Origin of the sequence: Zooshikella ganghwensis DSM 15267 (assembly GCF_000428585.1) — a bacterium.
In the GTDB taxonomy this organism is placed as follows: Bacteria; Pseudomonadota; Gammaproteobacteria; order Pseudomonadales; family Zooshikellaceae; genus Zooshikella; species Zooshikella ganghwensis.
On the sequence record NZ_AUAF01000126.1, the window covers coordinates 1 to 13,407 of the forward strand.

The following is a 13,407-nucleotide window of genomic DNA, read 5'->3' on the forward strand; positions in this document are numbered from 1 at the left end:
GCTATTGCCGAGGAGCATTTAACGGCCACCCCAGTCACTTATTAATATAACCGCCCAGCAGCGCTGTTATATCAATTAAAGTGGCTACCGCAAGTTTCACAACAGTAAACTTGCCCAGGGGCTTCATCGCTTGACTGCCGCACCCTTGTGCCCTTGGGGTATAAAAACCCTTCGTTTTGGGTATACTATGATTTTATTTTTCTAAAAATGAATAATAATATACCCAAAACGAAGTTCTTTAGTAGGCTAATATCGGCTGTAAAAACAAGAAGTAACAACCACAACTGTTTTAAAAGTGCTAGCTGGGCCACCAAGCGATGAAGCCCTTAGGCAAATTTACTACTGTGGAGCTTTCAGTAGCGACTGTAATTGACATCACAGCACTATTGGGGGTTAATTAAATAAGTAACCAGGATCGCAGTTACGTGCTGCTCAGCAATTGTTCCTCTACATAACATGCAAATCATTATGCATCAACTGCATTCCCACCATTCATGGCAGTCAAGAGCTTCGATCTCGATGCCCATTAGAGAGTAATAAACCCCACTTATGTATTGAACAGACTAGTACAGCATTGCTGTCCCGTTAAGGTAAACGCTATGGGTAGCACGCATAAAACTGGTTTGTGGAGGGTATATATAACCCGTTAAACCGACGCCATAATACTGTAGGATAATACTCACTTACTCTTAACATTTAATGCATTAGTAATACCTTTACTAATCACTACCAAGTTACAGCTTCTCAAGCGACAGAAGATTAATGTTTTTAAACATCAGTTCCTGAATGTTTGTATCGGACTCTAATGTAACCTTTTACATCCTTGCCTATTCTCCTCACTATACTACCTCAAACATAATACCCTTACTGAAGTTTTTTTATAGTCTGCCTTATCAGATAGGCTATGTTATCTTGTATAACTAGGGCTGCAATTAAATGTTCTAATGAGACCCTTATGTAGCAGGTTGAAAGGATATATAGATAATTAATGACAAAAAAGACAATAAGCTCTAAAAAAAGATTGCTCTAAGGACATATAAAAAGCAAATTGAATTGGCACCAATAAGTAACCAGTGTTAATATTGTTAGTATAGACTTATTCTGTTACCTCAAGTTATAGCAAAGGTTGACCAACGGCCCTGAACTCAGGTAGAGTACACCCTTATTCTTTCAAAGGGTTATGTTGTTGAAATAAGCAAGGTTGCTAAGCACTGACAACAACTCTGCTACTCTACAATTGTATTCCTGCTTGGTCATACCATTAGCAGTAGCTTGTGTATATGGCTAGTAGTTGTCGTTGACAGTGTGTTTAACACAAGGTATGTTGCAACTTGCACAACATAATAACCCAAGACACTGAGTAGTTATTGGCTCCACGTATAGCCAATATAACAATTTAGTTTGGTCGTATGAATACATCTATCCTGAAAGCTAATCTATAGCTGGGAATGATACTTTGCACTCAGAAACTTCTGAAATCTTACGACTTAAATTTAGTAATCCAGTGTCTTATACCTACTACAAAGGGGCTTTTGGTATTGTTGTCAGGCAAAACGTTTTGAGCATATATAAGATAAGTATCTCAAACGATATTGCTAAATGATAACCACTAGAAGAGCTTTTGGGGTGGGTGTATTTGCGCGTAACAAAAGCCGTAAAAGGTAAAAATAACCTCATAAGTTATACCTTGTTAAGCTGCTTGTTGCACGTAGAATATGTAAATTTGTATTAATTTTTGAATTTTTATTTGTTTAAAACAGTGCAGCCAGGATTAATTTGCAGTATTCATTTAAATCATATTTTTATGCAAGTAAGGGCAACACACCCTACCATGTTAGTTTATGATTTAAAATTTAATGTTATGGCTGAAAAAACTAAGATCATTATTGGGTCAAATAAGTCTTTTAAGTGAGTGTTAGATGAAAAAATATTTATGCTTGCGCGCTCGTAACAGTCGTGATGCTAAATTAGCCATTAATATACACCAAGGTAAAGTTATTCGAAGTAATCCAGATGCTGACCCAGCATTTCGCAATATGCTAGAAGCATTGACTAATAAGGGCTTAAAGCCTGAAATTGATGATTGTCGACTTTTCTGTTTTTTAGTTGAAGACCCGAAAAACACTGATTTCTACCAGTTTAATGAAGTTGAGCTAGAAATCTCAGATGACTGGTTTGAAGCAGAAAAATCCAAAGTAAGACATTTGGTAGGTGCCGCTTATTGTGAAGCTACAGCTAAGCTTGCTGATGAAATTCCTATGAAAGACCAAAAACGTAAGATTAAATATCAAGTACCAAAGGAAATGATCTAGCTTCTACTTGCTTTGCGGCGCGCATTCACTTTATTTATAGCGCGCCTAGTTTAATAGTCATCTGCATACTATTCCATTTATCCTCTCTGCTTACTTGGTAACCATTGAAGCTAAAATGCTTTTAAACGTCGCCATTTCTAATTGATAACCCAATATTTTAAGCAGTTGCCCAGGGTATCTTTTATCCGCAATAAACGCTACTTGACTGATCGGCCCAATAGCCGCACGACCAAAGTATATTGTTAAGTTTTGATCCACTTGATGATAATAGAGCTGCTCACGTAGCATATAACCTTTATTATTTAATGCTAGACGCCAGATATATCCATCATAAATATTTTCAGGCTCAGGGTCACTGTCACGCTTCATAAACATGATTAGCGGATAGTCTGCAACCGTATACTGGCTTTCATCAAACACATGAGCAAAATGTTCTAAGTCGAAGTCGTTAGCGTACATTATATTGAACAAAATGCCAGACTTATCAGGAAATACAATTTGTATTCTTCCCCTACGCTTCTGGTAAGCCCTCCCTTCTGCCGGTACATTAAAGTGATAAGGCCCTATACTGACGGTACCCGATAATATTTTAGCTGGGCTGAAGTTAGATAAATTTTCTCGTTCTGCTACTTTATCACATGCAACACCACTACACCGAGGACTAAAGTCTTCATGGCTGGGCGTCAGTGAACATGCGGTAACAAACACCGAAAAAGCTGCGACAAGCAGTTGTTGATAGACTCTTTTCATTTACTCAGTATCCTGTACACAACGACTACGCTATACACTGTTATACGCCCATTATCATTAGCCCTTTCTGAGACTGTCAATTGATCACCAACTGACGTACAAGCCATCGTATACTCTTAGCGAAGGATGTTTAAAACCAATAACAAATCACTAATCCTCTAACAGAACGAAATTACCTACTTTACGCATGGCTTACTAGAACTTCCCATTTAATAATTTTTCTGGCATCAAATCCACCAAGCAGTCCTCGTCTAGCGATTTAATTATCCGTACTTGATATTCACTACAGAGCAATTCAAAAATAGCGATTATTTGTGATAACGAGGAAGCTCTACACAAAGAACCACAGTATATAAGGGACTACATAGAACTAAACAGCTACTACATATTAATATAATCAACCAACAGCACTGCTTTACTAATTAAAGTCGCTACCGCAAGTTTCACAGTAGCACCTTAAGTTTTATAAACACTCGCCGGGTTATGAATACAACGCTTAAACAGCTATCACAGAAAAAAAGCATAGTGGTGCTCTTTATCCTACATTTGTCTATGCTGACCTTATAACACTCCATAAATCAACTGAAAAACATTAAACAAGGCGAAAATAATACCAAAACTAGATTAATACCTATCAAAGCTAGCTTTCCAGACAGCTCACAGGCATCATCTATTAACTAACTATGAGTTCTTCTTTTTTGCTGATTTTTGCCTTGTATTTGCTTTGCCCCTAACCTTTTACTACCGCATCTATACGCAAAGAGTCAAACAATACATATTCAACAAGCTGTCATAACTTGTTTTTTATGCGTTATACTTGTAGGTATGTAACTTAAGATAGTGGTGAATGCTATGTTTTCACTTTATGCAGAACTACAAAACATACTTGGTTTGTTGCTTATTCCATACGCTATATACTTACTCTTACGCATTTACTGGCAAGAAAGACATACACTCTAAACCAGTAAATGTGTCGCTATATAGCCTTATCTTATGCTACAGCAAATATCTCACTATTGCTCCAAGCACCAGTCAATGAGTGGTTGGGGCAATACCCTAGGTAGATGAACACTTATTACAGAAGACCAAATGCTTCTCTTGAGTTTTGTGCACATGTTTCAGCTAGTTCTTCTATAGCAACGCCTCGAATATCAGCAATGATTGATGCAATTTTAGGTATATTCAATGGTGAGTTTCTTTCATCTGGCGCAAAGGCAGGAGGCATATTTGGTGCATCTGTTTCCAATACTAGAGATTCTACTGGCAATGTTTTCACTAAAGACCTTAACTTAGTCGCTCGATCAAATGTGACTGCTCCTCCAAACCCAAGCTTATAACCCATCTCTATTAGTCGGTGTGCTTGTTGACTACTTCCCGCAAACGCATGAATAATACCTGTTTTTGTAACCGGATGGTCTTGAAGTATTTTGGTCAATTGGTCAAAGGATTTACGTGCATGCATCACTACAGGCAAGCTATGTTTTTCAGCCAACTTAACCTGCTCAACAAAGTAGTGAACCTGGCAGTTAACATCTAACTCTTTCAGCATGTAATCAAGACCAATTTCACCCACCGCAACAATGCCTGGATGCTGTTGAGCGAGCAAGCTATCTAACTCTAATAAGTGTTGCTCCATATGTTGAGCTAAAAAGTAAGGGTGCAAACCTATCCCACCCACACAGGTTACACCTGTATTCTGACCAGGAATTAAACGTAGCAGCCCCAGTAACTTGGCCCAGTTTGCCTGAGTGATCGTTGGAATAAATAGACTGGTTACCTGTTGCTCAGCGCATTGCTCTAAAAGCTCCATACGATCTTGATCAAAGGCTTCGAAATCAAGGTGGCAGTGACTATCAAAATACACGACAGGGTAGCTCCTTTGACATGAAATAAGGCAATATAGCCGACTAGTATAGCTAACTTTTAGCTATTTTATGCGTTACACCTTTCTCAAACGATAACATCCAAGATTACACTCAAGAGGTTAGAACTTACTCAGATGCTTTACCATTCAAATCTTGTAATGCCTGAATCCCCTTTTTGCGCCGCTCTTTGATAATAGCAATTTCGTCCTGAAGCTCTGCTCGACGTCTTTTACTTTTTTCATTATCTAATTCTTTTTCCAAGGATTTTTGCTTTTGTTTCAATTTCTTTAGCACTTTTTTTATAGAGTTTTGCTGTTCCTTTTTCTCTGTATAAGAACTATCCAAAAAAGCTTTAACTTTATTTAAACGTCTAATTAATTTTTCTTTCATAAAGAAGCTTAAGTTAGTTAAATCATTTGAAATAAGCTACATGCCTAACGTGGCCCCTTATGCTTTTTAAGGATTGCCATAAGTTCGTCCTGATCAAGCTCCATTTCTTGTTCTGCCAGAATAATATCACCTGTTGCACGCCGAAAGATACCAATAACACTATCCACAAGATTATTACAAATAGAGTGGACATAACCACTATCATTAATCAAAGAACTTGCTACTAAAGGATCAATGCGATGCTTACGTATTAACTGCTCCAATGTTCCATTGCTACCAATATCCTGTTTAGCAATCGCTAACTTTATTAAATCAGTTTTTGTAGACAATTCGTCAGCATCAGATAATAACCGTAGTTCATAAATTTGTTTCAAAATAATGATCACACGAAGCCTCAGCAGATCATATTGTTCCCTTACTACCTCATCATCTGATCTTACATAGTTTGCTAAGTTTTTGTGAAGATGCTTTATATCTTTGATGGCATCAACAATTTTTCTACAGGCAAGCTTCAGAGAGAATACTTGCGTGCTTTGTTCCACACTAAGCCCCGCTTCAATTTGACTACCATAACGTAAAATATCAGCATAAATACCTTTTATATACCGCTGGTATAATTCATCAATACTAACGGTGACCAGCTCGGTTTTAAGATTTAATAAGTCTTTCAGTTCTTTAGTTTTTTTTATATCTAACGCTCTTACAAATACTCCCAAAGAGACTATCTGATAAGCATTTTGAAATAAATGAACAGACTCTTTCACCATTGCCTGAATAGCTGTTTCAGGATAGTTAAGCGAAACTTCATTTAAAAATTTTGCACGGTGAATGGCCTTGCCTTCCGTACTTATTGATACGCCATTACCCTTAAAATCAGGCAACCAATTTACGAGCATTTTCACTAAATGGCCTAAAAATGGTAGCAATACAACAATACCAATCATATTAAAAACTGTATGAAAAAGTGCTAGTTGCAATGTGTAATTATTCGAATCAATTCCAACAGCACTAGATAAATGACTGACCACCCAAACCATCTGATCTATAAATAATAAAGCAATGGCACCTGTTGACAGGTTAAATACTAAATGTGCTGCTGCCAATCGTTTGCCTTGGATATTGGCACTCAATGCCCCCAATATTGCTGTAATTGTTGTGCCTACATTTGCACCAATAGCAACAGCGAGCGAGTTTTCGTAGCTGACCTGGTGTGAAGCTAATGCAGTAATAATTAAAATCAACGTAGCATGGCTTGACTGCATAACCACCGTAGCAATAATGCCAATCAACGTATAAAACAAAAGGCCTAAGATGCCTGTCATTGCATACTGAGATAAATCCACACTGGCTCGAAATGCTTCAAACCCCTCCTTCATATAATGAATACCTAAAAATAACAGACCGATCCCAATAAACACATTACCAATACCTTGCAATGCTTTATTTTTATCGAATAAGAATACTAAACCAAACACAAGAAAAGGCATCGCATAGCTACCAATATTGACTTTTAAGCCAAATGCAGCTACCAACCATGCACCTGTCGTGGTACCTAAATTGGCACCAAATATGATACCTATCCCTTGGCTTAGACCTATTAGGCCTGCACTTAAAAATGATATTGCAATAACCGATACTAAAGAGCTTGACTGAAGTAACGAAGTCGAAACTATGCCAAATGTCAAACTTTTCCACATTTTATTTGTAGAAAAATGGAGTATTTTTTCTAAAATACTTCCTGTAAAAGCCTTAAACCCTTGTTCTAAAAAAATCATTCCGAGCAAGAAAACAGCTACACCAGCAGAAACAACCTTAAAGTCAGGGCTTATCCAAAAGCCATAGGCAAGTAAAATAAGAATGGTAGGCAGTAAAAGTTTTTTTAGCATTAAATAATGGTTTCTCGCCAAATAGTATTTGGTAATGCTATTTTTTTAATAGGCTAATCTATTTCATATATGGCATAAAATTGAACATGTCCAGTTATTGATTAAATATACCTAACTGACTGGCATTGACTTTTTTATAGCCAACAGCTTGGGAGACAAACTGGTGGTTGACCCAAAGCATAGCAAAAAAACCAAGAGTAATAAGGCTATTTACCGAGGAATAGCTGATCCCAAAGCAATGTCGAAGACAGAAAAGCAAAAAGTTAAGCGCCGCTATGAGCGTGAATTAGTGAAACTTCAAATAGAATTAGTCAAACTGCAGGAATGGGTAAAACAAAAGCATCTTAAAATTGTCGTGATCTTTGAAGGTCGAGATGCTGCAGGTAAAGGCGGTGTTATTAAACGCATTACTGAGTTTTTGAGTCCACGAATTTGTAGAGTCGCAGCACTACCTACCCCAACAGAACGAGAGCGCACTCAGTGGTATTTTCAGCGTTATGTCGATCACCTTCCTGCGGGTGGAGAAATTGTCCTTTTTGACAGAAGCTGGTACAACCGACTTGGTGTTGAAACGGTAATGGGTTTTTGTGATGAACATGAACTCATTGAGTTTAGTCGCTCTTGTCCAGAATTTGAGCGAATGCTCGTCAGGTCCGGTATTATTCTTATCAAATATTGGTTTTCTGTCAGTGAAGAAGAACAGCGTAAACGATTTGAGGCTAGAATCAATGATCCTTTAAAACGCTGGAAATTAAGTAGCATGGATCTGGAGTCTAGGCGTCTTTACCATAAATACTCAGAAGCAAAAGATAAAATGTTTGCGTATACCGATATAAAACAAGCGCCCTGGTACGTCGTGGATGCCGATGATAAAAAACGTGCTCGTTTGAATTGTATTGCACACTTATTAAGCACCATTGACTACAAGGACGTACTTCCTAAAAAAATACACTTACCGGAACCAGAAGAAAGCATTAAGTATGTAAGACGCCCCTATCACGAACAAACATTCATACCAGAAATATACTGAGAACTAACCATTTTCTGGCTGCTATTCGTGACCTTTAACCTTAAAATCAGCATGGTTAATTTAAAACCAATCCAATACATACCAGTTAAGTAATAGCTTAATTAACACCTACTTATTTCATTTGCTCGCCACTGAGGAAGTGTGACAATATGTCGCACCTTAACGGCTGTTTATTATTACTAATACTTCTATAATCGGCGTTGAAAATGATTATCGTATCTAAATGGCTTACAGCAGAACGCACAAGTACTTCACTGGTAGTATTAGGCTTAATTTTGTTAGCCGTTATTATACTGCCTCGTTGGTTGTTAAAAGAAAATAACGCTTTTGTTAGTACATCAAGCCAACACTGCCAACTAACGACTGAACCCTGCTTGCTCACTAATTCATCACCTGTATTTACACATTTACAGGTTACGCCCACGTCGCTGCCTTATGATAAGCCAATAACGTTTAACGTTAAGCTTGGCCAGATTACAGATCAAAGCCAAGTTGCGGATCAAAGCCGGGCTACAGATCAAAACTATGTCACTCTGCAATTGGTTGGTAAAACAATGAATATGGGGTTACTACCGATCAAGCTAAAGCAGATTGCACCTCAACAGTTTGAGGGTAATGTCATTCTTAGTTACTGCACCATTGATCCCAGTATGCAGTGGCAGGCTGATATACGGCTACATACCCCAACAGGTATACACCAAATTCTAATTGATTTAATACCTAACGATGACACCTAAGAAAGCTATTCTTGCTGCACAATATTTACTAATACTTGCGATTATTATTACGGCTTATTTTCAGTTTTTTTACACTGAATCTTTACCCACCTCCCATCATAACCTAATGATTGATGAACAAGCACCAGACTTTACGCTCCACTCTGCCCAATCAACCGTTTCACTTTCTTCGTTTAAAGATAAGCAAGCTGTTGCTATTTATTTCGGTTACACCGCGTGTCCTGATGTATGTCCAACAGGTCTAAGTCAACTAGCAAATGCAATTAAACGTCTAACAGCCAGCGAGCAAGCACAAATTCAAGGACTAATGATTACCCTTGACCCTGAACGAGACCCTGCTGACACGGTTAACACCTATGCCCAATTCTTCTTACCTGAGTTTAAAGGGTTAAGTGACACTTCAGAACGCATTAGCAATGTGGCGAGCCAGTATCGGGTGATTTATCAACGTCAGATGATCGAAGGTTCAGCTTTGCAGTATACGTTAGACCATAGCTCTAACTTTTATTTAATCGATAAGCAGGGCATCCTTCGTCATGTCGTGCCTCATACCATTTCAACTGAAATGCTCGTTGAAGCACTACGATCAGTACTTAACGACAACTAAAACATGGAGATATAAGAGGGAAACATGAGCATCAACCTTTCATCAACTGCACGTAAAAGCTTGTTAAGTTCAAGCCTAGCCCTCGCACTGACTATGCTGAGTCATAGTGCCAACGCAGAACAAGCTATCACTGTGAGTGATGTATATGTGCGCGCAATGCCACCAACGGCTCAAAATACTGCAGGCTATATGCAAATTCATAATCATAGCAAACAACCTGTGAGCCTCATTAAAGCTGAAAGCCCGATAGCCAAGAATGTTGAGCTACATTTGAGCAAAATGAGCGAAGGTGTAATGAAAATGTTTCAGCAAAAAGAAATCATGGTTCCTGCTGAGGGCAGCACACATCTAAAACCAGGAGGGCTGCATATAATGTTTTTAGGTTTAAACGAGCCTAGTAAAGCCGGCAGTAAAACAACCCTGAAATTAACTTTTAGCAATGGTGAGCAATTAACTGTAGATGCTTCCGTTATGAAAACACCAAATCCTAGAGGGGATATGAAGCACATTCAAAAATAACAACTAAGATAATATCTCTTACTTTCAAATATATTTTCTCCTATCGTAGGCATTACTCACGAATCGAAGGGTATAGTTACGATAGGAGTATCCCACCTCATATTTACTGACTTATATATTCCTCCCATAACCCCTGCTTGCAAAACTGCGTTGAAAACATTGCTTCATGAACGCACTACCATTTATTTGAGACTATATAATTAAACCATCATTCAAATAAATCTCTACTTTACGAATGACAGAGTCTGAACTAAAAAGTTAAAGACTTATTTTTTCATATAAAAGGAATGAGCTGTCATGCATAAATTGATGATTTTTATTACTCTTGCTGGTAACTTAATATTAGCTAAGCTCGTTATTGCTGCAGAATCCGTCACCGTTATCGCAGACGAAGCTTATCCTCCTTACTCCTATAAAAAAGATGGCAAAATGACAGGTATTTATACTGATATTCTTCGTGCAGTCTTTTACGGTATGCCTGATTATAAAGTGACGATTGAAGGCGTTCCTTGGAAGCGTGGGTTGAAAATGATGTAAGAAAGTGAATCCTTTGCGCTATACCCACCCTATAAACATGCTAACCGACCCTATATGGAATACTCCATGCCAATTCTTTCTGAAGAGGTGGCAGCATATTGCACAGATAAAGTACTTACTAACCCTCGACCTAATTGGCCAGATGATTACCATGGCTTAACGATTGGCCGAAATTCTGGTTTCGAAATTGGTGGTGACAAGTTCAAGCAAGCTATTTATGAGGGAAAAGTAAAACTTAGTGAGTCAAAAGGAAATGATAAAAATCTGCTTAAACTGATTAATAAACGTATTGACTGTTACATCAACGATGCACTGTCTATTGAGTGGGAATTAGGCAACTTGAAAAAAGCCGGAAAATATTCAGGAAGTGGTATAACTCGTGGCGCCACAGTTAGTGGCAATTTTGGTTATCTTGGTTTTACCAAAAATGCAGGGAAATTTAAGTTTCTTAATGATTTTAAAGGAAAATATCATATGCAGCTTGAAAAACTAAAAAAAGATGGAAAAGTAAACGAAATCATTAAAAGCTATACTAAGTAACATGTAATTGAATCGTTTTTAAATCATTGAGCATTTTATTTCTAACAAATAACAACCCTGACACGTTATTTTAATCAATAGCCCCAGTTACTCATCACAAGAAGCTGGGGCTAATTTTTTACATTCTATACCCTTCGCGAATCAATTTTATGTGCGCTATCCATAGCGCTCACCCTAAAAATCCTTCACTGTGGGTATATATTTAATTAGCGGTGCTAACTTAGTGCTCCCTTGTTGCTCTAAAACGCACCTCAGGCCAGCGCTCTTCCGTTAACGACAAGTTAACACGTGTAGGCGCTAAATACGTCAGAAACCCCCCCCCATCAAGTGACAGGTTATCGGCAGCTTTTCGTTTAAACTCTTCTAGTTTTTTAGGATCATCACACTCAACCCAACGAGCAGTATTTACATTAACAGGTTCGTAAATACACTCTACTTTGTATTCTTCTCGAAGACGGTGAGCGACAACTTCAAACTGCAAAATACCTACTGCACCAAGAATAAGATCATTATTATTCAACGGCATAAATAGCTGGGTAGCACCTTCCTCAGAAAGCTGCTGTAAGCCTTTTTGTAACTGTTTTAACTTTAGCGGATCTTTAAGTCGAACACGTTTAAACAGTTCAGGGGCAAAGTGTGGTATACCAGTATATTTATAATGATCCCCTGTAGTGAATGTATCACCAATTTGAATTGTGCCATGATTATGCAAGCCAATAATATCACCAGAAATGGCTTCTTCTACATTCTCACGATCGCCCGCTAAAAATGTAACCGCATCGGAAATTTTAACATCTTTACCAATCCGCACATGACGCATTTTCATTCCCTTGGTGTACTTACCAGAGCAAACTCGCATAAAAGCGATTCTATCACGATGCTTTGGATCCATATTGGCTTGAATTTTAAATACAAAACCTGAAAAAGTCTCGGAGTACGGATCAACCTCAGCGATATCTGTCGTCCGAGACTGAGGTTCTGGTGCCCACTTAACGAAGTCATCAAGCATTTCCCTTACACCAAAATTCGCTAATGCTGTACCAAAAAACACAGGTGTCATTTTTCCTGCTAAATACGCATCCAAATCAAACTCATGGCTCGCACCCTTAACCAACTCTATCTCATCAATGAGGTCATCCAGCAAATCCCCCAGAACCGCTTTTGCCTCATCACTGTTAAGGCCATAGATTTTGATATCGTCAGGAATACGGTGACCTTGCCCAGAAGTGAACACATGGATTGTATCCGTATACAGGTTGTACACTCCTTTGAAGTTTTTCCCCATACCAATAGGCCATGTTATTGGCGCACACTGGATTTTCAATATACTTTCAATTTCATCAAGGACTTCAATTTGCTCACGTACTTCACGATCCATTTTATTGATAAAGGTGAAGATTGGGGTATCACGCAGCCGACAAACATCCATCAACTTAATGGTCCTGTCCTCAACCCCTTTAGCACCATCAATCACCATCAACACTGAGTCCACGGCAGTCAACGTGCGATAGGTATCTTCCGAGAAGTCCTCGTGACCTGGAGTATCTAGTAAGTTAACCATACGGTCATGGTAAGGGAACTGCATCACCGATGTGGTAATAGAAATGCCCCGTTGCTGCTCCATACTCATCCAGTCTGAGGTAGCCATTCTGGAGCCTTTCTTACCTTTCACCGTCCCTGCTAACTGGATAGCGTTTCCAAACAGCAGCAACTTCTCTGTAATCGTTGTTTTACCGGCATCAGGGTGTGAAATAATTGCAAATGTTCTTCTGCGCTTTACTTCATCAACAAACTGTGTGTTTGACATAGTCTAGATCTTCACTTTGGACGCTGTTTGGTGCTCAGCCGCTCTTAAGTCAGGATGCATGGGCATCATAAAGCCAACCATTATAGCGATCTTTCATTCAAGTGCCTATGGGGAAGCATCAACCATCCTTATATATTATTCCTTTCACAAAGTATCTTGAAGCACTGCGATGTAATTGCCACAAAAATAAAACAGGCGATATCCCCCCTTTATAAATATTAAGACATTAGCCTAACGTAAAATATACAACTTATTTTTTGAATCAATATAGCGTTAATTGAACCGCTATTATTTTACGGGCACCTCTAAAAATTCTTATTGATGTATAATACATAGCAGCTGAGTAATAAGAAACGAGTGCTAGCAAAATGGTGCAACCAGGTTTTTTTGATCTGAAAGATCGTTATAACAAGCTGAATGAGCGTGA

At 38.4% G+C, this 13,407-nt stretch carries 12 protein-coding genes; 7 read left to right on the forward strand and 5 right to left on the reverse strand.

What is annotated here, in order from left to right:
* The first annotated feature begins 1,919 nt into the window (after positions 1-1,919).
* Complete coding sequence (locus F607_RS0120165) at positions 1,920-2,312, forward strand: hypothetical protein (RefSeq protein ID WP_027709533.1); 393 nt, start codon at positions 1,920-1,922, stop codon at positions 2,310-2,312.
* A gap of 90 nt (positions 2,313-2,402) precedes the next feature.
* Here F607_RS0120165 and F607_RS0120170 read toward each other — a convergent pair whose 3' ends face one another.
* From F607_RS0120170 to F607_RS0120185, 4 genes are all read right to left on the reverse strand, one after another.
* Positions 2,403-3,062, reverse strand: a complete 660-nt coding sequence (locus F607_RS0120170; protein WP_027709534.1) for a hypothetical protein — start codon at positions 3,060-3,062, stop codon at positions 2,403-2,405.
* Between the two features lie 1,075 nt (positions 3,063-4,137).
* Complete coding sequence (locus F607_RS0120175; protein ID WP_027709535.1) at positions 4,138-4,926, reverse strand: TatD family hydrolase; 789 nt, start codon at positions 4,924-4,926, stop codon at positions 4,138-4,140.
* A 127-nt stretch (positions 4,927-5,053) separates the two neighbouring features.
* Positions 5,054-5,317 carry a hypothetical protein gene (locus tag F607_RS0120180; RefSeq protein ID WP_027709536.1) on the reverse strand — a complete coding sequence of 88 codons (264 nt, stop codon included), beginning with the start codon at positions 5,315-5,317 and terminating at the stop codon, positions 5,054-5,056.
* A 44-nt stretch (positions 5,318-5,361) separates the two neighbouring features.
* Positions 5,362-7,203, reverse strand: a complete 1,842-nt coding sequence (locus F607_RS0120185; protein WP_027709537.1) for a Na/Pi cotransporter family protein — start codon at positions 7,201-7,203, stop codon at positions 5,362-5,364.
* 163 nt (positions 7,204-7,366) lie between these two features.
* Here F607_RS0120185 and ppk2 point away from each other — a divergent pair, with 163 nt between their 5' ends.
* The 6 genes from ppk2 to F607_RS35235 all read left to right on the forward strand — a co-directional run bounded on the left by ppk2 (position 7,367) and on the right by F607_RS35235 (position 11,173).
* Positions 7,367-8,233, forward strand: a complete 867-nt coding sequence (ppk2, locus tag F607_RS0120190) for a polyphosphate kinase 2 (protein WP_230400443.1) — start codon at positions 7,367-7,369, stop codon at positions 8,231-8,233.
* 206 nt (positions 8,234-8,439) lie between these two features.
* The gene (locus F607_RS0120195; protein ID WP_027709539.1) at positions 8,440-8,970 is read left to right on the forward strand and encodes a hypothetical protein; all 531 of its coding nucleotides are present in this window, start codon (positions 8,440-8,442) and stop codon (positions 8,968-8,970) included.
* Positions 8,960-9,577: an SCO family protein gene (locus F607_RS30725; RefSeq protein WP_051311670.1), complete on the forward strand. Its 618-nt coding sequence runs from the start codon at positions 8,960-8,962 to the stop codon at positions 9,575-9,577. Before F607_RS0120195 ends, F607_RS30725 begins: the two co-directional genes overlap by 11 nt.
* A 132-nt stretch (positions 9,578-9,709) precedes the next feature.
* Positions 9,710-10,096: a copper chaperone PCu(A)C gene (locus F607_RS30730; RefSeq protein WP_169719828.1), complete on the forward strand. Its 387-nt coding sequence runs from the start codon at positions 9,710-9,712 to the stop codon at positions 10,094-10,096.
* A 297-nt stretch (positions 10,097-10,393) separates the two neighbouring features.
* Positions 10,394-10,633 (forward strand): transporter substrate-binding domain-containing protein, encoded by a 240-nt coding sequence (locus tag F607_RS35230; RefSeq protein ID WP_211233680.1) that lies wholly within the window; start codon positions 10,394-10,396, stop codon positions 10,631-10,633.
* A 66-nt stretch (positions 10,634-10,699) separates the two neighbouring features.
* A complete protein-coding gene (locus F607_RS35235; protein ID WP_211233681.1) occupies positions 10,700-11,173 on the forward strand; it encodes an ABC transporter substrate-binding protein in 474 nt (157 codons plus the stop codon).
* 220 nt (positions 11,174-11,393) lie between these two features.
* Here F607_RS35235 and F607_RS0120215 read toward each other — a convergent pair whose 3' ends face one another.
* Positions 11,394-12,980 (reverse strand): peptide chain release factor 3, encoded by a 1,587-nt coding sequence (locus tag F607_RS0120215; protein ID WP_027709540.1) that lies wholly within the window; start codon positions 12,978-12,980, stop codon positions 11,394-11,396.
* Positions 12,981-13,407: the final 427 nt, after the last annotated feature.